The organism is Lysobacter sp. Root690 (genome assembly GCF_001427785.1).
Taxonomy (GTDB): Bacteria; Pseudomonadota; Gammaproteobacteria; order Xanthomonadales; family Xanthomonadaceae; genus Lysobacter.
Window position 1 is genome coordinate 109,855 of sequence record NZ_LMHM01000011.1, and the last position, 20,435, is coordinate 130,289.

General features: G+C 66.9%; 18 protein-coding genes and 1 pseudogene. 11 read left to right on the plus strand and 8 right to left on the minus strand.

Annotated features, from left to right (window positions below):
* Nucleotides 1–37: 37 nt before the first annotated feature.
* Nucleotides 38–931, minus strand: a pseudogene (locus ASD86_RS05615) (LysR family transcriptional regulator); the annotation flags it as partial.
* 109 nt (nt 932–1,040) lie between these two features.
* On the opposite strand from ASD86_RS05615, the gene ASD86_RS05620 reads away from it, so the two are divergent.
* Both ASD86_RS05620 and ASD86_RS26455 read left to right on the plus strand, forming a co-directional pair.
* The gene (locus ASD86_RS05620) at nt 1,041–1,619 is read left to right on the plus strand and encodes an NAD(P)H-dependent oxidoreductase (RefSeq protein WP_056108012.1); all 579 of its coding nucleotides are present in this window, start codon (nt 1,041–1,043) and stop codon (nt 1,617–1,619) included.
* Between the two features lie 254 nt (nt 1,620–1,873).
* Nucleotides 1,874–2,533, plus strand: coding sequence for a hypothetical protein (locus tag ASD86_RS26455; RefSeq protein ID WP_157476208.1), 660 nt, complete (start codon nt 1,874–1,876; stop codon nt 2,531–2,533).
* Nucleotides 2,534–2,614: 81 nt separating this feature from the next.
* Here the strand turns inward: ASD86_RS26455 and serS are convergent, their stop codons facing one another.
* On the minus strand, nt 2,615–3,907 hold the full coding sequence (serS, locus tag ASD86_RS05630) for a serine--tRNA ligase (RefSeq protein ID WP_056108017.1): 1,293 nt from the start codon (nt 3,905–3,907) through the stop codon (nt 2,615–2,617).
* Nucleotides 3,908–4,078: 171 nt separating this feature from the next.
* Here serS and ASD86_RS05635 point away from each other — a divergent pair, with 171 nt between their 5' ends.
* The 3 genes from ASD86_RS05635 (at nt 4,079) to ASD86_RS05645 (ending at nt 6,492) form a co-directional block, all read left to right on the plus strand.
* A complete protein-coding gene (locus tag ASD86_RS05635; protein ID WP_056108020.1) occupies nt 4,079–4,753 on the plus strand; it encodes an energy transducer TonB in 675 nt (224 codons plus the stop codon).
* A gap of 243 nt (nt 4,754–4,996) precedes the next feature.
* The gene (locus ASD86_RS05640; RefSeq protein WP_056108023.1) at nt 4,997–5,605 is read left to right on the plus strand and encodes an energy transducer TonB; all 609 of its coding nucleotides are present in this window, start codon (nt 4,997–4,999) and stop codon (nt 5,603–5,605) included.
* A 299-nt stretch (nt 5,606–5,904) separates the two neighbouring features.
* Nucleotides 5,905–6,492 carry a hypothetical protein gene (locus ASD86_RS05645; RefSeq protein ID WP_157476210.1) on the plus strand — a complete coding sequence of 196 codons (588 nt, stop codon included), beginning with the start codon at nt 5,905–5,907 and terminating at the stop codon, nt 6,490–6,492.
* 262 nt (nt 6,493–6,754) lie between these two features.
* Here ASD86_RS05645 and aroA read toward each other — a convergent pair whose 3' ends face one another.
* From aroA to serC, 4 genes are read right to left on the minus strand one after another with little or no spacing between them, the layout of a single operon-like run.
* On the minus strand, nt 6,755–8,101 hold the full coding sequence (aroA, locus tag ASD86_RS05650; RefSeq protein WP_056108029.1) for a 3-phosphoshikimate 1-carboxyvinyltransferase: 1,347 nt from the start codon (nt 8,099–8,101) through the stop codon (nt 6,755–6,757).
* Nucleotides 8,098–9,273, minus strand: a complete 1,176-nt coding sequence (gene hisC, locus ASD86_RS05655) for a histidinol-phosphate transaminase (protein WP_082578092.1) — start codon at nt 9,271–9,273, stop codon at nt 8,098–8,100. Before hisC ends, aroA begins: the two co-directional genes overlap by 4 nt.
* The gene (gene pheA, locus ASD86_RS05660) at nt 9,270–10,484 is read right to left on the minus strand and encodes a prephenate dehydratase (protein ID WP_056108032.1); all 1,215 of its coding nucleotides are present in this window, start codon (nt 10,482–10,484) and stop codon (nt 9,270–9,272) included. Before pheA ends, hisC begins: the two co-directional genes overlap by 4 nt.
* 1 nt (nt 10,485) lies before the next feature.
* Nucleotides 10,486–11,571 carry a 3-phosphoserine/phosphohydroxythreonine transaminase gene (gene serC / locus ASD86_RS05665; protein WP_056108035.1) on the minus strand — a complete coding sequence of 362 codons (1,086 nt, stop codon included), beginning with the start codon at nt 11,569–11,571 and terminating at the stop codon, nt 10,486–10,488.
* 207 nt (nt 11,572–11,778) lie between these two features.
* Here serC and msrP point away from each other — a divergent pair, with 207 nt between their 5' ends.
* Together msrP and msrQ are read left to right on the plus strand one after the other, a co-directional pair.
* Nucleotides 11,779–12,750 carry a protein-methionine-sulfoxide reductase catalytic subunit MsrP gene (gene msrP, locus ASD86_RS05670; RefSeq protein ID WP_056108038.1) on the plus strand — a complete coding sequence of 324 codons (972 nt, stop codon included), beginning with the start codon at nt 11,779–11,781 and terminating at the stop codon, nt 12,748–12,750.
* 88 nt (nt 12,751–12,838) lie between these two features.
* Nucleotides 12,839–13,474 (plus strand): protein-methionine-sulfoxide reductase heme-binding subunit MsrQ, encoded by a 636-nt coding sequence (msrQ, locus tag ASD86_RS05675; protein WP_056109088.1) that lies wholly within the window; start codon nt 12,839–12,841, stop codon nt 13,472–13,474.
* A gap of 145 nt (nt 13,475–13,619) precedes the next feature.
* Here msrQ and ASD86_RS05680 read toward each other — a convergent pair whose 3' ends face one another.
* Nucleotides 13,620–14,423: an FHA domain-containing protein gene (locus ASD86_RS05680; RefSeq protein WP_056108041.1), complete on the minus strand. Its 804-nt coding sequence runs from the start codon at nt 14,421–14,423 to the stop codon at nt 13,620–13,622.
* A gap of 295 nt (nt 14,424–14,718) precedes the next feature.
* Here ASD86_RS05680 and ASD86_RS05685 point away from each other — a divergent pair, with 295 nt between their 5' ends.
* Nucleotides 14,719–14,994 carry a polyhydroxyalkanoic acid system family protein gene (locus ASD86_RS05685; RefSeq protein ID WP_036109733.1) on the plus strand — a complete coding sequence of 92 codons (276 nt, stop codon included), beginning with the start codon at nt 14,719–14,721 and terminating at the stop codon, nt 14,992–14,994.
* A gap of 328 nt (nt 14,995–15,322) precedes the next feature.
* On the opposite strand, the gene ASD86_RS05690 is transcribed toward ASD86_RS05685, so the two are convergent.
* Nucleotides 15,323–16,045 (minus strand): hypothetical protein, encoded by a 723-nt coding sequence (locus tag ASD86_RS05690; RefSeq protein WP_056108044.1) that lies wholly within the window; start codon nt 16,043–16,045, stop codon nt 15,323–15,325.
* Between the two features lie 207 nt (nt 16,046–16,252).
* Here ASD86_RS05690 and ASD86_RS05695 point away from each other — a divergent pair, with 207 nt between their 5' ends.
* The 3 genes from ASD86_RS05695 to ASD86_RS28250 all read left to right on the plus strand — a co-directional run bounded on the left by ASD86_RS05695 (nt 16,253) and on the right by ASD86_RS28250 (nt 20,016).
* The gene (locus ASD86_RS05695) at nt 16,253–17,647 is read left to right on the plus strand and encodes a patatin-like phospholipase family protein (protein ID WP_082578095.1); all 1,395 of its coding nucleotides are present in this window, start codon (nt 16,253–16,255) and stop codon (nt 17,645–17,647) included.
* A 147-nt stretch (nt 17,648–17,794) separates the two neighbouring features.
* Nucleotides 17,795–18,403: a phasin family protein gene (locus ASD86_RS05700; protein WP_056108047.1), complete on the plus strand. Its 609-nt coding sequence runs from the start codon at nt 17,795–17,797 to the stop codon at nt 18,401–18,403.
* 482 nt (nt 18,404–18,885) lie between these two features.
* Nucleotides 18,886–20,016: a restriction endonuclease gene (locus ASD86_RS28250; protein WP_056108050.1), complete on the plus strand. Its 1,131-nt coding sequence runs from the start codon at nt 18,886–18,888 to the stop codon at nt 20,014–20,016.
* Nucleotides 20,017–20,435 lie beyond the last annotated feature (419 nt).

The window sequence follows — 20,435 nt, forward strand, 5'->3', positions numbered from 1 at the left end:
ATTGCAGGCGCGCGGATTCGACCAGGGACGGGGCCTTCTCGGCCAGGAAATCGATGAACACCCGCACCGCCGGCAACAGGCCACGGCGCGAGGCGAATACGGCGTGGAAGATGCCCTGCGGCAGGCGCCAGTTCGGCAGCACCACTTCCAGTTCGCCGCGGCGCACGGCTTCGGCACAGACGGTCTCGGGCAGCAGGGTGATGCCCACGCCCTGCTCGGCCAGCGCCATCAGCATCGGGAAATCGAAACCCATCACCCGCGGTTTGAGTTCGACCTTGCGCACTTCGCCGTCCGGGCCGTGCAGCTCCCAGCGCTGGCGAGCGTCGTCTTCGCTGATGCTCAGGGTGACGTGATCGGACAGTTCGTCGGGATTGGTCGGGCGGCCCATGCGGGTCAGGTACTTCGGGCTGGCGACCAGCAGCTCCTGGATCTGGCCGAAGCTGCGCATCACCAGGCTGCCGTCGTCGTCGAGCTTGGAGCGCACGCGCAAGGCAACGTCGATGCCTTCGTTGATGATGTCGACCCGGCGGTTGCTGACGTGCAGCTGCACGCGCACCTGTGGGTATTTGGCCAAAAATTCGGGCAGCAGCTTGGGAATCTGCTGCTGGGCCAGACCGACCGGCACGCTGACCCGGATCACCCCGCGCGGCTCGGCGCTGAGGCGGTCGACCACTTCGCGCGCGGCCTGGGCCTCGGCCAGCATCGACTGGGCGTGGCGATAGACGCTGTTGCCGACTTCGGTGACGGCGAAACGGCGGGTCGATCGTTGCAGCAGGCGCACGCCCAGGTCGGTTTCCAGCTGGCTGATGCGGCGGCTCAGGCGCGACTTGGGAATGCCCAGCGCGCGTTCCGCGGCGGCGAACCCGGCGTGGTCGACGACCATGGCGAAGTAGTACAGGTCATTCAGATCGTGCATGACGGAAGTTCCAATAATAGAACAATTAGTGATATTGAAGCAGCTTTATCCCACTGACGCAACGACGCAGACTTTGCTCCAACGCGGCGATGCCCGCATCAGACGACCCATCGAGGTCATAGAAATGAAGCTCCTGCACATCGATTCAAGCGCTCTGGGCGCAAATTCCGTGACTCGCGAGCTGTCCGCCGCGGTGGCAACGCGGTGGCTGGACGCCCTGCCCGGTCTGAGCATCGATTATCGCGACCTCGACGCCGATCCGATCCCGCATCTTACCGGTCGTTCCCTGGCTGGGGCGGATCCGGCCGAAACCGAGGCTTCCGAGCGCATCGTGCAACAATTCCTCGACGCCGATGTGATTGTTTTGGGCGTGCCGATGTACAACTTCGGCATCCCTTCGACGCTCAAGGCGTGGATCGACCGGGTCGCGGTCGCGGGCAAGACCTTCCGCTACACCGCCGATGGCCCCGAAGGCCTGGCCAAGGGCAAGCGCGCGATCATCGTCAGCGGCCGCGGCGGCCTGCACAGCGGCCAGCCCAGCGATTTCCAGGAGACCTACCTGCGTCACGTGCTCGGCTTCATTGGCGTGACCGATGTCGAGTTCGTGCGTGCCGAAGGTGTGGCTTACTCGCCACAGCATCGTGCCGACGCGCTCGCTGCGGCGCACGCTTCCATCCCGCTGCCGCAACGACGCGCGGCGTGAGGCTCTCCGCGTTTGTCCCGCGAGTACCGTGTCCCACCGTGTAAGTGCAAGGCCGGCGTTCCCTCCCCCATGCCGGCATTGGCCGGGTCCTGACGGGCCCGGCTTTTTTGTGAGCATCGATCCTGTCCGGGCCGATCCGGGCTTGCTGTGTCCCGCCCGGATTGCCGCGGGTGCGCTTGGACGTCTGTCAGCCTGGAGCGAATGTCCGCGAGGCTGATAACGTGTCGATCCGATCGCGCGGGGCCGGGTCAAACATGCACCGAATCGTGGGAACGCTACTGCTCGCCGGATTGACGCTGGCCGCTGGCGGCTGCGGCGCAGGAAACCTCCCGCCTGCCACCGGGCCTGTGGCGTCTCACGAGGCACAGCCACCCCCGCCTCCCGACACGGGGGACATCGCGCATTTCCACGGCTGCACGACGCTTCCGCGGCGCGAGCTGTCTGCTTACGAAGACTGCTTGGTCGGCCGATTGAAAAACCAGTGCACGCCGGCCGCGGATTGCGTCCTCACTTGCCTGGCGAGTCCGCACGGACACAGCGTGGGCGGCGGATGCGATCACGTCTGCTTCGACAATAACCTGCGGTTTCAGCGGAAAGATCGCCCCACGGCGATGGACCAATGCCGAGAAGCGTCGTCAATCGCGCAAAACCCGGGCGCGGCACAGGAAGGAAGCGGCCCGGCAGAAGGCTTGATGACGCGCGAGCAGGCATTGCCGATCGCGCGCAAGGCCGCCACGGCCCACGGCTACGATCTCGAGCGCTACTCGCTCGATACGTTCGGTAACGAGCTATCGGAAGATGGCGGCGAATGGATGTTCGGCTTCCTTTGCAAACCTGTACCTCCGCCCGGCTGCATGTTCCTGGTCGTAGTGGACCGACGGACCGGAATCGCGGAGGTATTTCCGGGCGAGTGAACATCGCCCGCCACCGTTTGTGCCGAAGGGTCGGCATCGGTGGTCCGGAAAGGATCTCCCGCCGCTACCACCTTCGCGCCATCAAGCCAGCGTCTCAACCCCACCCATATACCGCCGCAACACCTCAGGCACCGTGATCGAGCCATCGGCGTTCTGATAGTTCTCCATCACCGCGATCATCGCGCGGCCGATGGCGACGCCGGAGCCGTTGAGGGTATGCACCGGCTCGGGCTTGCCGGTCGCCGGGTTGCGCCAGCGCGCCTGCATGCGCCGTGCCTGGAAGGCTTCGCAGTTGGAGCACGAGGAAATCTCGCGGTAGCTGCCCTGGCTCGGCAGCCACACTTCCAGGTCGTAGGTCTTGGTCGCGGAGAAACCCATGTCGCCGGTGCACAGCAGCATGCGCCGGTACGGCAGGCCGAGGCTTTCGAGCACGACCTCGGCGCAGCGGGTCATGCGCTCGTGTTCTTCGTAGCTCTGATCGGGCCGCGCGATGGTGACCAGCTCGACCTTCTCGAACTGATGCTGGCGGATCATGCCGCGGGTGTCGCGACCGGCGCTGCCGGCCTCGGCGCGGAAACACATCGAGTGCGCGGTCATGCGCAGCGGCAGCGCGGACTCCTCGAGGATTTCGTCGCGGACGATATTGGTCAGCGGCACTTCCGAGGTCGGGATCAGGTAACGCTTACTCGCCGATTCGCCTTCGCCGACGTGGGTCGCGAACAGGTCGTCCTCGAACTTCGGCAACTGGCCGGTGCCGCGCATCGCGTCGGCGTTGACCAGCAGCGGCACGTTGGTTTCCTGGTACTCGTGCTGCTCGGTGTGCAGATCGAGCATGAACTGGGCCAGCGCGCGATGCAGCCGCGCCAGGCCGCCGCGCAGCACGGTGAAACGCGCGCCCGACAGCTTGGCCGCGGTCTCGCCGTCGAGCCAGCCGTTGCGCGCACCGAGTTCGACGTGGTCCTTGACCTCGAAATCGAACTCGCGCGGGTTGCCCCAGCGGTGCTGTTCGACGTTGCCGGTTTCGTCCGGGCCGAGCGGCACCGAATCGTTCGGCAGGTTCGGGATGCCCAGCGCGATCGCCTCGATTTCGGCCTTGATTTCGTCCAGACGCGTTTCGCCGCGCTTCTGCTCGTCGCCGAAGCTCGACACCTGCGCCATCAGATCGGACACGTCCTCGCCCTTGCTCTTGCGCTTGCCGATCTCGCCCGACAGCTTGTTGCGCGAGGCCTGCAGTTCCTGGGTCCGCACCTGGACCATCTTGCGCTCGCTTTCCAGCGAGGCCAGCGCCGCCGGATCGAGCAGATAGCCGCGGGTGGCGTGCAGGCGGGCGGCGAGTTCGGCGGGCTGTTGGCGCAGCAGGGTCGGATCGAGCATGGCGGTGCCGGAGGACGTGGCGGGAGAACCGCAGATTATCGCGGCTGGCGGGGTTTTTAGCGAACTTCATGGTGACGCGGCGCGGACCCGCATCACGCGCGCTCGGCGCGGCGCGGCATTTCGATGCAGAATGCGGAGCATCACGAATCAGATCCACGAGCAGCCGGCCCCATGTCGACACCGTCACCCGCACCTCGCCGTTCCTTCAATTTCGCCGCCTGGCTGCCGTCGGGCAAGGCGTGGCTGTGGGTCGTGGGCGCATTCGCCATCGGCCTGGCCCTGTTCGCCTGGGTCTGGTCGAGCAACCGCAATCGCGGCGATGGCTTCTATCGCAGCGGCGACACCCCGCCGACCAGCGCGCAACCGTTCTATGCGCCGCTGCCCGCGCCGGCCTCGGCCGATGGCGAGGGCGTGGCGCCGGCTCCGTCGCCGCAGCCCTCGCCCGCCACGGCCGGCGGCGAGCCGCAGGAAACCCCGCAATTGGTCGAAAACCCGAATCCGCCGGCGCCGCCGCAGAGCATGCCGAGCGGCCCGCAGTCGCCGACCGCGCCGACCGCGGCCGCGGGTGCGCAGACCGCCGCGTCGCCGCTGCCGGGCAATCGGCCGCCGCAGTATCCGGCGGCCTCGCTGCGCCGCGGCGAAGGCGGCACGGTGCGCGTCCGCGTCGAGGTCAGCGAGCAAGGCGACGTCGACGGCGTGGACGTGGTCGAAGGCAGCGGCTCGCGCGCGCTCGATCGCGCGGCACTGAGCGCGGTGCGTTCGTGGCGCTTCAAGCCGGCGATGCGCGGCGGCCAACCGGTGGCGGGCGCGGTGATCGTGCCGATTACGTTCAATCCGAATCAGTGAGGCTGGGGACGGGAGTCGGGAATTGGGAATTGGGAATCGGAGAAGCAGTCCGTCCTTGTCTCGATGCCGGCCGCTGCGATTTTTTTCGGTGGCGAAGCGATGCATCGCGGATCGCGAGTGACTGTGCCTGAGCCTGTCGCGCGACTGAACCGCATGCACGCGTTGTTCACCACCCGCTAACGACGCCGCTAAGAAGCTCGGCCTCCGATCCCATCCCCCGGGGGCGGTCAGAAGGAGGCCGACATGAGCACCACATCACATTCCATCGATCCCAACGCGCCCGATCGCGACACGCCGCCGGCCCCTGAAGCGGCCGCGATCCACGCCGCGCCCAGCCGCACCGGCCTGTGGCTGCTGATGATCCTGCTCGGCGCGACCTTCCTAGGTTGGTATCTGTACGGCAAGCGCGCGCCGGTCGCGCCGCCCGCGCCGTTGCCGCCGATCGTGGCGCTGCCGCCGCTGGATCGCGGCGCGAACGATGCGGGCGCGATCGCCAATGCCGCGAACACGGCGAACAAGCCCAGCGCCGCCAAGCCCGCGCCGAGCACCAAGACGGTCGCGGCCAAGCCGCGCGCGACCCAGGCCCGCCCGATCGCTAATCGCAGCCCGGAACCGCGTTATCCGGCCGCGGCGCTGCGTCGCGGCGAAGGCGGCACGGTGGTGCTGCGGGTGAACGTCGGCGCGGACGGCGTGCCCGACGATATCGCGGTCAGCCGCCGCAGCGGTTCGCGCGATCTCGACCGCGCCGCGATGACCGCGGTGCGCGACTGGCGCTTCAAGCCGGCCACGCGTAATGGTCGCGAAGTGGCCTCGGTGGTGGAGCAGCCGGTGGAGTTTCGTCCGCTTCAATAAGCATCGTGACAGCAAGCCGGGATAAGCGGCCATGAGGGCGAAACGCGGATCGACGCCCATGGCGTGGCGAAACGCTCCACCCGGCTCGGGGTCGGTACCAACTCGATGCCAAGCAACTGAATGAATAACGGCGGCCTGCGAGGGCCGCCGTTATTCGTTGGACCACCAGGCGCGTCGTCTTCGACAACCGGCGACGAATGGCATCTGGTTGAAGCTCCTTCCATGAGATATCGCGGCTTCGTGGCACCGTGGCATTGGCACGCCATCGGCTGCACGCCGATCCGCACTGATTCGAAACCATGAGCGTGGCGGCCGCGGCCGAACGGATCGGTAAACCGCCGTCGTGCGGTTGCGACATGACGATCGTCGAGCGAGCATCGCGATGGTTCGGCTATGACTGGGACGTCTTGTCTCAATCTCCACGGCGTGCAATCGTTTTTCGAACACACCCGCGCGGAAGCACGCTCTTGTCCGTCAGCGCCTACATCGTCATCGAGTTCGCCGATCCCATCGCGATTCGCAAGCACAGATCGCCCGACTATCCGCGCACGATGTCGCTCGACTTGTCGTACTGCGGATTCACCCTGCCCGGCGGCGCCTTGGGTCTTATCGATCGCTACCACTTGCCGCGGGTGTCCCCGCCTCACGCGCTGCTGGACTGGTCCAGGCGCATCAGTGAGGCGGAGTATCTGGAACTGGTCGGACCGCCGGATCTTGACGCTCTGGCGGCGAAGCATCGAGGTCTGCGTTTCTACCTCGACTGGCGCAAGGAGCCAGGGCACGAAGATGACTATGGCCAGGTCGGGAACGTGTTCGCGCTGATCGAGGAATTTCGCTACGGCAATCGAGCGTTGGCGTACACGCTGACCGTTTCGGACATGGGCTGAGCCGCGGCCACGCAGATTGACGACGGCGAAACGCGAGGTCTTGTGCTCACGCTGCGTTGCATCCGGATTGCGAAAGTCCCTTCCTTGTCACGGACGCAACGCTTCGGCTGCTCCGTGATCTGCAACATACGCGTCGAAACTCAAGCCCCACCACGAAGGCATCGCGGCTTCCAGACGGCTTGAAGGCTCCCGGACTCACGGACCGCAAAACAACGACGGCGGCTCCAGGCCGCCGTCGTATCACTGCATCCGGCAATACGGCTTACCGCGCCGCGTCGACCCGCATCCCCGCCTTCGCCGCCAAGGCCTCGAAGCCCGGGAACGAAGTCGCGACATTGGCCACGTCGCCGATACGGACCTCGCCGCTCGCCAGTTGCGCGGCGATCGCGAAACTCATCGCGATGCGATGGTCGCCATGGCTGTCGATCTCGCCGCCATGCAGGGCGCCGCCGTCGATGATCGCGCCGTCGGGGGTTTCCTCGATCGTCGCGCCGAGCGCGCGCAGGCCCGTGGCCATGCTCGCGATGCGATCGGACTCCTTGACCCGCAGCTCGGCCGCGCCGCGAATGACGGTGCGGCCCCGCGCCACCGCGGCGGCGACGAACAACGCCGGGAATTCGTCGATCATGTCCGGCACCAGGGCCTCGGGCACTTCGACACCCTGCAGCGGCGCGTAACGCACGCGCAGATCGGCGACGGGTTCGCCGCCCTCGGCGCGTGGATTTTCCTCGACGATATCCGCGCCCATCAGCCGCAGCGCCGACAACAGTCCGGTGCGGCGCGGATTCATGCCGACGGCTTCGAGTATCAGCTCCGAACCCGGCACCACGCTCGCGGCCACCAGGAAGAACGCAGCCGAGGAGAAATCCGCCGGCACCGCGACATCGGCCGCGCGCAGCACGTGACCGCCGCTGAGCTTGGCGTAACCCGGCGAGAATTCGATCGGCCAGGCGAACGCGGCGAGCATGCGCTCGGTGTAGTCGCGGGTCGGATGCGGCTCGTGGACGACGGTGTCGCCCTGCGCGTATAGGCCGGCCAGCAGCAGCGCCGACTTCACCTGCGCACTGGCGACCGGCAAGGTGTATTCGATCCCGGTCAACGCGCGGCCGCCGCGAATGCGCAACGGCGGCAAGCCGCCTTCGTCGGTGTCGATCTGCGCGCCCATCGCCGCGAGCGGCTCGGTGACACGACGCATCGGCCGCTTCGACAAAGACGCATCGCCGATCAACACGCTGTCGAAGGCCTGCCCCGCCAGCGCGCCGGCGAGCAGACGCATGCCGGTGCCGGCGTTGCCGCAATCCAGCGGTTCGGCGATGCCGCGCAGGCCGTGCAGGCCAACGCCGTGGACGATGCGTTCGCTCGCGCTCGGCGTTTCGATGCGCACGCCCAGGCGTTCGAACACGCGCGCGGTGGCACGAGTGTCCTCGCCTTCGAGAAAACCGGTGACTCGGGTGACGCCCTCGGCCAGGGCGCCGAGCATGACCGCGCGATGCGACACCGACTTGTCACCGGGCACGCGCAGCGAGCCGCGCAGCGGCGTGCCGGTGCCGGCGATCCAGGCTTGTTGCTCTTGAGTTTGCGTGTGCTGCGTATCCGCCGAAACACTCATGCCAACACCCGATCCAGTGCGCTCAGCAGACGACGGTTGTCATCGGGCGAACCGACGCTGATGCGCAGGCAATCGGGCAAGCCGTAGCCGCCCATCGGCCGCAGGATCACGCCGAGTTCGACCAGGGCCGCCTCGATCTGCGGCGTGCGCGCGCCGAATTCGACCAGCACGAAATTGGTCTGCGACGGAAACACCCGCAGCCCACCCCGCGTCAGCGCATCGGCCAGGGCCGAACGTTGCTCGGCATTGCGCGCGCAAGCCCAGTCGAGATGCGCGACATCGCCGAGCGCGGCCTCGCACGCGGCCAGCGCCGGGCCGTTGACGTTGAAACTTTCGCGCGCGCGATCCATCACCGCGATCAGGCCCGGCTGCGCGATCAGATAACCGACCCGCAAGCCGGCCAGCCCGTAAGCCTTGCTGAAAGTGCGGGTGACGGCGAGATTGCGGTAGCGATCGAGCAAGGACACCGCGCTGGCGTAATCGGGCGCGTCGGCCATTTCGGCATAGGCTTCGTCCATCACCACGATCACCTGCGGCGGGACGCGCTCGAGGAACGCGATCATCGCCTCGCGGCCGAACCAGGTGCCGGTGGGGTTGTTCGGATTGGCCAGATACACCAATCGCGTCTGCGGGCCGATCGCCGCGGCGATCGCATCGAGATCGTGGCCGCAGGGCATCGCCGCATCGCGCGGCAGCGCCTCGACCACGCGCATGGTCGCGCCGGCGCATTGCGTCGCCAGGGCGAACACCGCGAAACCGTAGCGCGAGAACACCACCTCGTCGCCGGGACCGGCGAACACCTGCGCCAGTTGCATCAGCAGTTCGTGCGAACCGTTGCCGAGCTGCAGTTGCGAAACGTCCACGCCGTGCCGCGTCGCCAGCGCGCGCTTGAGGTCGGCGCCGAGCGGATCGGGATAACGGTGCAGCGCATGCAGCGATTCGAGGATCGCCTGGCGCGCGGCCGGCGACGGGCCGTATGGGTTTTCGTTGGAACCCAGTTCGGCGAGATTCGCCTCGCCGAAACGGCGCCGCAACGCGACCAGATCGTGACCCGGGTCGTAGGCCTTCAAGCGTTGCACGCCGGGCTGCGCGCGCGCGGCGAACCAGGCTTCGTCGAAAGCCGGAGTCGATGCCGACTCCGGCTGCTGCGATTGCGCGGCCGCCTGACTCATGCGATCGCCACCGGGTAGGAACCGAGCACCTTCACTTCATGCGCGAGGTCCTGCAGTTCGTCGAGCGCTTCGCGCATCGCCGGTTCCTGCACATGGCCGCCGATATCGACGAAGAACGCGTACTGCCAGCGGCCGGTATGGCCCGGACGCGATTCGATCCGGTTCATGCTCAGGCCGCGCTTGGCGAACGGCGACAGCACGTTGTACAGCGCGCCCGGCTCGTCCTTGATGAAGATCAGCAGCGAGGTGCGGTCGTTGCCCGAGGGCGTGAACAGCTCGCGGCCGATCACCAAGAATCGCGTCGTATTGTCCGGACGATCCTCGATCGGACCGGCGACCGTACGCAGCCCGTACACATTGCCCGCGCTCGCCCCGGCGATCGCCGCCGCATCGTCGGCATTGCGCGCGCGACGCGCCGCTTCGGCGTTGCTCGACACCGCGATCTTCTCGGCCTTCGGCAGGTATTCGCGCAACCACGCCTTGCATTGTGCGAACGATTGCGGATGCGAATAGACCCGCTCGATGTCCTCGATCCGGCCGCTGCGCGACAGCAGATGCTGATGCACGCGCAGTTCGACTTCGCCGCTGATCTTGAGCTTGGAGGTCAGGAACATGTCGAGCGTGGACTGGATCGTGCCCTGGGTCGAATTCTCGACCGGGACCACGCCGAAATCGGCGTTGCCGGCTTCGACTTCCTGGAACACTTCCTCGATGCTCGCCAGCGGCAGGCCGTGGATCGAATGGCCGAAGTGCTTGAACACCGCCTGCTGCGAATGGGTGCCTTCCGGGCCGAGGAAGCCGATCTTCAGCGGCTCCTGCTGGGCCAGGCAGGCCGACATGATTTCGCGGAACAGCCGCACCAGCACTTCGTCGTGCAGCGGGCCGTCGTTGCGGTCGACCACCCGGCGCAGCACCTGCGCTTCGCGTTCGGGACGGTAGTAATCCACCGCCGCGGCGAGCTTGCCCTTGGCCTTGCCGACCTGATTGGCGAACTGCGCGCGCTCACCGATCAACTGCTGGATATGCAGGTCGATGCCGTCGATGCGTTCGCGCAAGGTGGCCAGGTCGGGAGCGGCCGCGATGGGCGCGGCGTCCTCGACCTTGGCGGCCTTGGATTTGCCGGCGGCCTTCTTGTCGGTCGCGCTCTTGGAAGCGGCGACGGGTTTCTGCTTGCCGGGCTTGGCCGGCTTCTTCGTATCTTTGCTGGCCATCTCAACCGTGCCGTTGTTGGAAGTCTTGCATGAAGGACGCCAACGCCTGCACGCCGGCTTCCGGCATCGCGTTGTAGATCGAAGCGCGCATGCCGCCCAGCGCGCGATGGCCCTTGAGCGAGATCAGCCCGGCCGCTTCGGCTTCCTTGAGGAACGGCTTGTCGAGCGCTTCGTCCTTGAGGAAGAACGGCACGTTCATGCGCGAGCGCGCGGCCACCACGACTTCATTGCGATAGAAACCGCCGGAGTTGTCGATCACGCCGTACAGCAGCGCCGACTTGCGCGCGTTGCGCTTGGCGAATTCCTCGACGCCGCCTTCGGCCAGCATCCACTTGAACACCAGTCCGGCCAGATACCAGTTGTAGGTCGGCGGCGTGTTGAGCATCGACTCGCCCTTGACGTGGGCGCGGTAGTCGAAGATTTCCGCGCGCGGCTGGCCGGCGCGTTCGAGCAGTTCGCGCTTGACGATGACCACGCTGACGCCGACCGGGCCGAGGTTCTTCTGCGCGCCGGCATAGATCACGCCAAATTTCGAAACGTCCAGCGGCTCGGACACGATCGAGGAGCTGAAGTCGGCGACCAGCGGAACATCGCCGACATCGGGAATATCGCGGAACTCGACGCCGTGGATGGTTTCGTTGGCGGTGTAGTGGACATAGGCCGCGTCCTTGGACAGATTCCAGGTGTCGCGCGCGGGAATGTCGCGGAAGCCGCCGGGTTCGCCGTTGGCGGCCACGTTCGCGTTGACGTAAGGCTTGACCTGCTTCAATGCGGTCTTGCCCCAGTGGCCGCTGACGATGTAGTCGACGGTCTGGCCGGGGTCGGCGAAGTTCAGCGCGATCAGCGCCTGCTGCGCGGTCGCGCCGCCTTGCAGGAACAGCACCGCGTAATCGTCCGGGATCGACATCAGCGTGCGCAGGTTGCGCTCGGCCTCGGCGGCGACCTGGATGAACTCCGGGCCGCGGTGGCTGAGTTCGACGATCGAGGCCCCGGCGTTGTTCCACTCCAACAGTTCCGACTGCGCCTGCAGCAAGACCGATTCGGGCAGGGTCGCGGGACCGGCACTAAAGTTGAAGGCGCGGGACATCGGGAGGCTCCGGGGTGTGGGGTGGACCCCAAGTATGCCGCAGTGCAACACCGTGTGTACCTGTCGTTACTCGCGCAACTTTTACCCCGGCAGCTGCCTCTATATGGGCATGCGGTCTCGTATTGCTGAATGCATTGCCCGCTCCAGAAGTCCCGCTGTGCTAAGTCCGTCCGCGAACCCGCTCGTCCCCCGCTCCGGAGCCGTCCCATGTCGCTGCGCCAAGTGCTCAACCTTCCCGCTTCCGAAATCACCGACGAGGCGGTCTACCGCGACCGCCGCCGCCTGCTGACCGCGCTGGCCCTGGCGCCGGCGCTGAGCCTGTCCGGCTGCGCCGAGGCCGAGGCCCCGCCGCCGCCGGCCGGCAAGCCGGTCAGCCCCGAGCAGGCCAAGGCCGGGTTTCGCACCGACGAAGTGCTCACCCGCTTCGAGGACGTCTCCAGTTACAACAACTTCTACGAATTCGGCACCAACAAGGGCGACCCCTCGGCCGCGGCCAAGACCTTGCGCACCAGTCCGTGGACGGTCGCGGTCGGCGGCGCCTGCGCCAAGCCCGGCAAACTCTCGCTGGAGGACCTGATCAAGGGCCTGACCCCGCAGGAGCGCATCTACCGGCTGCGCTGCGTGGAGGGCTGGTCGATGGTGATCCCGTGGCTCGGCGTGCCGCTGGCCGACGTGCTCAAGCGTTTCGAACCGACCTCCAAGGCCAAGTACGTCGCCTTCACCACCCTGGCCGATCGCAAGCAGATGCCCGGCATCGCCTACGACTCGATCAACTGGCCCTATCGCGAGGGCTTGCGCATCGACGAGGCGATGCACCCGCTGACCCTGCTCGCGACCGGCCTGTACGGCAAATCGCTGCCGCAGCAGAACGGCGCGCCGCTGCGGCTGGTGGTGCCGTGGAAATACGGCTTCAAGAGCATCAAGTCGATCATCGCGATCACCTTCGTCGAGTCGATGCCGGTGACCAGCTGGAACCAGCTGCAGCCCAGCGAATACGGCTTCTTTTCCAACGTGAACCCCAACGTCGATCACCCGCGCTGGAGCCAGAAGACCGAGCGCCGCATCGCCGGCACCGGCAGCAAGTTGTTCGCCGACCGCATCGCGACCCGGCTGTACAACGGCTACGCCGATCAGGTCGCCGGGCTGTATACCGGCATGAACCTCAAGACCTGGTTCTGAGATGAGCGATTCGACCAGTACTCCCGGCGGCGATGCTGCCGCCGCGCGCGCGTCGCGGCCGATCCCCAAGCGCAAGACGCCCAAGGGCGTGATCGCCGCCAAGGTTCTGGTGCATGCGCTCGCGCTGACGCCCGCGGCGATCCTGGCTTGGCAGATCCGCGAGGAATTCCTCACCGGCAGCGGCGGCCTGGGCGCCGACCCGATCGCCGCGATCGAGCATCGCCTGGGGCTATGGGCGCTGCGCCTGCTGCTGATCACCCTGGCGATCACCCCGCTGCGCCAGCTGACCGGCCAGGCGGTGTTGCTGCGATTCCGGCGAATGCTCGGGTTGTACGCGTTCTTCTATGCCAGCGCGCATCTGGCGGCGTATCTGCTGCTCGATCTGAAGGGGTATTGGACCCAGATTTTCGAAGAGATCGCCAAGCGGCCCTACATCACCGTCGGTTTCCTGGCCTGGCTGCTACTGATCCCGCTGGCGGTGACCTCGACTCAGGGCATGATGCGTCGACTCGGCCGGCTGTGGGGCAAGCTGCATCGGCTGATCTATGCGATCGCGGTGTTGGCGGTGCTGCACTTCTGGTGGCTGGTGAAATCCGACATCCGCGAACCGCTGCTGTATGCGGCGATCTTGGCCGTGCTGTTGGGATGGCGGCTGTACAAACGAGTGACCGACGCACGAAGCCGCGCCAAGCCAGCCGCAGCGCGGTCGCTGAAGCCCCTGTAGGAGCGGCGCGAGCCGCGACAACGACATCGCGGATACGGCGATGGCATGAAGGCGAGATCGTAAGGCACGCGAGATACCGCAGTTACGACGCAGGCGAGGTCTCGCAGTCGCGGCTTGCGCCGCTCCTACAGGAAGCCACCGACGCTCAACGCACCCCGTATAGCAGCAATAACCCCAGCAACCCCGCCATCACCACGGCCGCAAGCAGCAGCCACGGCATGCGCCGCACCGACGCCGGCAAGGCCGACGGCGGCGGCGGACGGTCTTCGTTCGCGGCCGCTTCCTGGGCCAGTTGCGCCTGCAAGGCCTCGGCCGCGCTGAACTGACGGGTCGGCGCTTCGATCACGAACCGATGCTGGCCGTCGAGCAGCAACTGATCGCCTGGCTTGAGCAAGGCGTGCCGCACCGGCTGACCATTGACCACGCTGCCGTCGACCGAGCCGACGTCGCGCAGCACCACGCCGTCGGCATGCGCCTCCAGACGGGCGTGGCGGTCGGCGAAGGCCGGCTCGTTGATGCGGATATCGCAGTCACCGGCGCGGCCGATCACCCGCGGCTGCTCCAGGGTGTAGCAGCGGCCATGGTGGATGCCGCCGACGCCGCGCACGACCATGCGCGAATCGGCCGGAATCTCGACCCCGAACGGCGGCGCCGCATCGGGCTTGTCCGACACCAACAGCAGCTCGACCCCATCCAGAAAGATTGCATCGCCCGGCCGCAGCATCGCCATGCGCTTCACCGGCCGACCGTTGACGTGCAGCCCGCGCAGGCCTTCGCGCACCTGCAACCAAACGCCGCGGCGGTCGACGCTGAATTGCGCGATCGCCGCGCCGGCGTCCTCGACCAGCACGGTGCGGCCGGCGGGATCGCGGCCGATCGCATGCACGCCGGGTTTCAGCGGCAGGTCGGCATGTTCGCGGTTGGGGTATCGAAGTTTGAGTGCGCTCACCCGGCAGGAATCTAGCAGGTTGTGGGGATAGGCACATCCGGGGTGCGGCAACGGACTGAACGGATACGCATGCGCGCCGCCGATCGGCTTTGCCCTCGGAAGCGGTGAGCACGCGTGCGTCGCGAGCAACAGGCCGAAGCTCGAAAAACGCCTCCTTCGCATGGGCACCGGGCGTACCGATCCGGTAGCCGCCCAGGCTGACGGATACCTAGTGCCCGGACGAGGCTTGGATGCGCCCGTCCCTGCCCGCACAATAGTCGGTTCCAGGGAAACCCAGACTTCGACGAGCCCGACCATGTCCAGTATCGATATCCAACACCCGCACACGCTCGCCCCGGCCAAGGCCCGCAAGGCCGTCGAAGAAGTCGCCAAGAAGCTCGCCGAGCGTTTCGACGTCGAATACGGCTGGGTCGGCGACACCCTGAATTTCAGCCGCAGCGGCGTCGACGGCAAGATCGCGCTGCAGCCCAATCAGTTGCATGTGTCGGCTCAGCTGGGCTTTCTGCTCGGCGCGCTGAAGGGGCCGATCGAGTCGGAGATCCGGCGGGTGCTGGAGGAGCGGTTCAAGTAAGGCCGGGATTGGGGATTCGAGACTCGGAATCGGGAGTCGGGAGTCGGGAGTCGGGAGTCGGGAATCGGAGCCTAAGCACCCGGTTACTTGACGTCCTCCCCAGAACGTCATTCCCGCGAAGGCGGGAATCCAGTGACTTCAAACGTTTTCGCACGAAAGGCACTGGATTCCCGCGTTCGCGGGAATGACGAACTGGAGGGACGGCGCTGAAGGCTCTGGATTCCCGCTTTCGCGGGAATGACGAAGTGAAAGAACGCGAACGCGCTGGAGAAAGGTGAAGCGCCAGGCCGTGTTTCTCGACGGCCCCACAGCCCGCCGATCCGCCGCATCACCCCAAATGCGGAAACGGATCCCCATCCTCCTCGAACAACCGCCGCGCCACTTCGCGCTCGTCCTGTTCGATTTCGGCGATGAATTCGCGCACGTCGCCCAGTTGCGAGAACGCGGCGAAGCCGCGCTCCAGGAAGCCCTGCAGTTCCGACAGGCCGGCGGCCTTGGCCGGGCCGCGCGAGAGTTTCAGCAAGGTCATGATCCCCGGCATCCGCAGCGCCTTGCCCAGGCCCAGGCCGACCCGGGCGATCAGGTCGATCTGATGGTCGCGCAGTCGCGGCAGGCCGCAGGCGCGATAGGCCTGCGCGTACAACTGGCCGTCGAGCTTGCGCCGGCGCGGCGCGATCTCGTGCAGGCACTGGCTGATGCGCAGGTCGAAGGCATGGGTCAGCAGGCCCAGCTCGATCGCGTCGGCGACGGTATTCAGCAGCGCGCCGGGCAACAGCCGCTGCATCATCGGCAGGACCTTGGCGATGTCGGCGTCGCGGCGGCTGAAGTCGCGGTCGTTATAGACGTCGCTGAGGAAGAACTGCGCCGCCGGGCGCCGGCGCGGGTCGCGCAGGAAGCGGTCGAAGCTGGCCTCCAGCCGCCGCGCCTGCCAACTGCGCAGTTCCGGCAACCAGCGCAACTGGTTGCGCGGCTCACGGCGCGGGTCGTGCAGGGCCTGGTGGCGGGCCAGCAGGCAGCCCAGTCGTTGGCTGAGGTCGGTCGTTCTGGACATCGTTCGGGATGATCGCGACGTCCGCGCCGTACCGCAAGCGCTGCCCGCCCGACATCCGACCGCTGAGCCAACAGGCGCATCGAAGGTGCCCGATCGCACCGTATCCAATCACCATCCCGGCCCTGCGACCTTGGTCCTAACCCGCTGGACGCTTGCCCCAGCTGGGCTACACTCGGCCGATTCCGCCTAGGACGTGCTGCCGATCACATGCTGTCACTTCATGCCGCCCAGCATCGGGCGAACCGCAAACGCACGGCCAACGGCTCTTCCCACCCGACAGCGTCCGAAACCGGCAAATACAAGGCCGGCGCGACCAAGACCCGCGCCTCCAAAGCGGGCAACGCGAAGGCGGCACCGCCCAACGCCAAGCCGCGGATCGGCCTGGCCATCGCCGGCGGCGGCCCGATCGGCGGCATGTACGAACTCGGCGCCCTGCGCGCCCTCGACGAAGCCATCGAAGGCCTGGACCTGACCCGGCTGGATTGCTACGTCGGCGTCAGCAGCGGCGCGTTTCTCGCCGCCGGCCTGGCCAATCGCATGGACACCGCCGAGATGTGCCGGATCTTCGTCACCGGCGACAGCGCCGATGTCGAGTTCCGTCCCGAGACCTTCATGCGTCCGGCCTTCCTCGAATACATCAAGCGCGCCGCGAGCTTTCCGCGCCTGGCGACCGAATGGTGGCGCGAGCTGCTGTTCTCGCCGCTGGAAGCGCGCTGGTCGGACCTGATCACCCGCTTCGGCGGGCTGATCCCCAACGGCCTGTTCGACAACGCCCAGGTCGAGCTGTTCCTGCGCGAAGTGTTCACCCGCCGCGGCCGCAGCAACGACTTCCGCGAACTCGACGCCGATCTGTACGTGGTCGCGGTCGACATCGACAGCGGCGACGCGGTGCGCTTCGGCGGCGACAACTGGAAGGACGTGCCGATCTCGCAAGCGGTCCAGGCCAGCGCCGCGCTGCCCGGGCTGTACCCGCCGGTGCAGATCCGCGGCCGCCACTTCGTCGACGGCGCGCTGCGCCGGACCATGCATGCCTCGGTGGTGCTCGAACGCGGCATCGACCTGCTGATCGGGATCAATCCGCTGGTGCCGTTCAATCATCCCCAGGGCATGCCGGTCAGCGAAGACAACAGCCTCGCCGCGGGCGGCCTGCCGGCGGTGCTGTCGCAGACCTTCCGCACCCTGCTGCAATCGCGCATGCAGGTCGGGCTGGCGCGTTACGCCCAGCAATATCCGGACGTCGACCAGTTGGTGTTCGAACCCAACGCCGAAGACCGCGAGCTGTTCTTCACCAACGCCTTCAGCTTCTCGGCGCGCAAGCGCATCTGCGAGATCGCCTACCGCAACACCCTGGCCGACCTGCGCCTGCGCGCGGACACGCTGGGGCCGATGCTGGCCGCGCACGGCCTGCGCCTGCGCGCGGACGTGCTGGCCGATACCGAGCGCTCGATCCTCGACGGGATCGAACCGCCGCGGCGCGATACCGAGACCACGGCGCGGCTGCGGCGGGCGCTGGATGATGTGGATCATCTGGTGGCCGGGCGCGGTAAGGCGCCGCGTGCGGCGCGGGCGAAATCCGCGGCCAAGTCGGGGGCTCGCGCTTAAGGCCTCTGGAGCAAAAGCCGGGATACGGCTGCAGACCATCGTGGTGCTGCCTGTGAGTGCAGGTACAACCTTCGAGGGGTGGTGTGAATACTCTAGACAGCAACGCCATGGTGGGGGCACAGCACTAACCCCAACTACAGGATGTCCATGGCCGCCAAGTTCAAGAAGACCGCGAAGAAGACTTCCGGCAAGACCAGCAACACCGCCGGCAAGGGCAGCGCGCAGGAACAGGCCGAGCGCCTGTCCAAGACGCTGAGCGAGTCCGCGCAACAGATCTGGCTGGCCGGCGTCGGCGCGTTCGGTCGCGCTCAGGCCGAGGGCACCAAGCTGTTCGAAGGTCTGGTCAAGGAAGGTCTCAACCTCGAGCAGACCGCGCGCAAGTTCACCGGCGGCCAGGCCAGCGTGCTGCGCGATGCGGTCGAGTCCAAGGTCGGCCAGGCGCGCGAACGCGCCACCGACACCTGGGACCGTCTGGAAAAGGTGTTCGAAGAACGCGTGCAGCGCGCGCTGGTCAAGCTCGGCGTGCCGGGCCGCGACGATCTGGCCGGCCTGAGCGACCGCGTCGATGCGCTGACCGCCGAGCTGCGTCGCCAGGGCGGCGCCCCGGCTGCGCGCAAGGCGGCCAAGGCACCGGCGGCGAAGGCACCGGCCAAGAAGGCCGCCGCGCCGCGCAAGGCTGCTACAAAGTCGGCCGCCAAGCCGGCCAAGGCCGCGCGCAAGTCGATCGCGCGTCCCAAACCGCCGGTCGCACCGTAAGCGATTCACAGCGGGTATTGGTACACGCTTAGCAGTAGCGACGCTCGGCAGTAGCGACGCTCAACCGTCGCAGCAACGCGGCAATCGCAGTACCGCCCGCTCGCAGTTCCTCGCAGCCATCCATCGGCCGCGAACCGGTTTCACCGCGTCGCCGCGCATCGGCGACGCGACGTTTAAGCCCGCCAGTCCGCGCTTCCGTATGCTCCCCTCCCCTTACGGTTTCGGACTGGCGGGCTTTCTTATTCCAGCCTCCGCGTGCAGACACGCGACCGCCTCGCAAAGCCGTTGCACGCTGACTTTCAGCGTCCCGGCCGTGACTTCCCGGCCCATGCAAACTCGGCTTCACAGACCCGCATCTGGGACGTTGAATCAATAACGGCTGATGACGGACACATCGAATTCGCGAAACGCGTCTCAATTTTCATGAATTTCATGTGTCTGAAGCCGTATATCCTCAGCGTCTTTTATGGGCTTCGTGCTGCATGTCGAGTTTCTCCCTGTGGTCCGCCGCCGCCGTCGCACTGACGATCGGCCTGGCGTCCACCGCCTACCTTTGGTCGTATCGCCGTCATCGCACTGAGGTCAGCACCGGCATTGCCGGTCTGTCCAAGATGCGCTGGCGCGAATTCGCGCGCCTGATCGTCGAGGCCTTGCGCGAACGCGGTTTCGAGGCCGAATCGGTGGAGGAATCGCTGGCCCGCGGCACCCAGGCCGAGCTGCGCCTGCTGCGCGCCGGCAAGCCCTGGCTGCTGGCGTGCAAGCTCGGCGATGCGGATTACAAAGTCTCCGCCGCGACCGTGGCCGAACTGGCCGATGCGGTGCGCTTCAACGGCGCCGCCGGCGGCCTGCTGGTCACCACCGGCCGTTTCGACGGTCATTCCGAACGCGTAGCCGACGGCCTGGACCTGTACAGCGGCGAGACGCTGTGGGAACTGGTCGAGCCGCAGTTGCCGGCCTCGACCCGGCACGAGGTCATCGCCGCCGCGCAGAAGCGCAGCATCCAGACCATCGTCGCGGCTTGGGCGGGGGCGATTGCACTGGGCCTGATCGTGGGCTTCGTGGTGCCGCTGCTGAGCTCGCGCGCTCCCGCCGAACCGGCGCGGAGCACGACCCAAACCGCTACGGCTCCGGCCACCACGACGTCGCCGGCGAACCCGGCCGCCGCAGCCCCCGCGCCAGCTTCAACCTCGCCAGCCGCAGCCGCGCCCGCTGCGTCTGCGCCCGATACGGCCGCATCGACTGCCGCGCCTGCCGCCAGTTCACCCGCGGCTGGCGAAACCGCCACGCCGGCCCGCGTCGACGAAACTGTTCCCGCTGCGACTCCGACGACGCCAAACACAGCGACGCCGGCGAATGCCGCATCCGGTAATCCTTCCGCCGATCGCGCCCAGGTCATCCGCGCCATTGCGACCCTGGACGGGGTCGAACGCGCGCTGTGGTCGACGCCGTCGAACCTGCTGATCTACCGCTTGACCGACGCCAGCAAGCAGGACGTCGACCGCATCTGCCAGGTGCTCGACGGCTATCCGGAATTGCGCTCCTCGCGCGTGCAGTTGCAGCCGCCGCCGGGCAGCGCGACGCGGGTGCGGTTCTTCCAGTGCCGGGCGTACTAGGTTCGGCCGATTCGCCAGGTTCGGCCGACTTAGTGCATTGATGCGGCATTCGCTTGGCGATCCACGATCGCCGCAACGGTTTGCCGCACCATTCGTCGGACGCGCGAACGCTCGATGTAGGAGCGGCGCAAGCCGCGACCGCGAAACCGGCTTGCGACGCAAACGTTCGATGAGATACGCGGCCTAAGCCGCGATGATCGCGTGCGCACAGCAACGCGGCACGCATGCACTGACGCGTCCGCACGAAAGCGAAATGCATTCGCAAAACAATTACGACGCTACCCCGAAGTCTTCCCCCCTTTGAAAAAGGGGGGGGCTGGGGGGATTTGCTTTTGGCTGGAAGTCGAGCGAAAGCAAAGGCAAAGCAAATCCCCCCTAGCCCCCCTTTTTCAAAGGGGGGGAACGTCTCGGGGATTCGT

Coding starts and splice junctions, on each gene's coding strand:
- ASD86_RS05620 (WP_056108012.1), top strand. CDS start 1,041: ATGAAGCTCCTGCACATCGATTCAAGCGCTCTGGGCGCAAATTCCGTG.
- ASD86_RS26455 (WP_157476208.1), top strand. CDS start 1,874: ATGCACCGAATCGTGGGAACGCTACTGCTCGCCGGATTGACGCTGGCC.
- serS (WP_056108017.1), bottom strand. CDS start 3,907: ATGCTCGATCCGACCCTGCTGCGCCAACAGCCCGCCGAACTCGCCGCC.
- ASD86_RS05635 (WP_056108020.1), top strand. CDS start 4,079: ATGTCGACACCGTCACCCGCACCTCGCCGTTCCTTCAATTTCGCCGCC.
- ASD86_RS05640 (WP_056108023.1), top strand. CDS start 4,997: ATGAGCACCACATCACATTCCATCGATCCCAACGCGCCCGATCGCGAC.
- ASD86_RS05645 (WP_157476210.1), top strand. CDS start 5,905: ATGAGCGTGGCGGCCGCGGCCGAACGGATCGGTAAACCGCCGTCGTGC.
- aroA (WP_056108029.1), bottom strand. CDS start 8,101: ATGAGTGTTTCGGCGGATACGCAGCACACGCAAACTCAAGAGCAACAA.
- hisC (WP_082578092.1), bottom strand. CDS start 9,273: ATGAGTCAGGCGGCCGCGCAATCGCAGCAGCCGGAGTCGGCATCGACT.
- pheA (WP_056108032.1), bottom strand. CDS start 10,484: ATGGCCAGCAAAGATACGAAGAAGCCGGCCAAGCCCGGCAAGCAGAAA.
- serC (WP_056108035.1), bottom strand. CDS start 11,571: ATGTCCCGCGCCTTCAACTTTAGTGCCGGTCCCGCGACCCTGCCCGAA.
- msrP (WP_056108038.1), top strand. CDS start 11,779: ATGTCGCTGCGCCAAGTGCTCAACCTTCCCGCTTCCGAAATCACCGAC.
- ASD86_RS05685 (WP_036109733.1), top strand. CDS start 14,719: ATGTCCAGTATCGATATCCAACACCCGCACACGCTCGCCCCGGCCAAG.
- ASD86_RS05690 (WP_056108044.1), bottom strand. CDS start 16,045: ATGTCCAGAACGACCGACCTCAGCCAACGACTGGGCTGCCTGCTGGCC.
- ASD86_RS05695 (WP_082578095.1), top strand. CDS start 16,253: ATGCTGTCACTTCATGCCGCCCAGCATCGGGCGAACCGCAAACGCACG.
- ASD86_RS05700 (WP_056108047.1), top strand. CDS start 17,795: ATGGCCGCCAAGTTCAAGAAGACCGCGAAGAAGACTTCCGGCAAGACC.
- ASD86_RS28250 (WP_056108050.1), top strand. CDS start 18,886: ATGTCGAGTTTCTCCCTGTGGTCCGCCGCCGCCGTCGCACTGACGATC.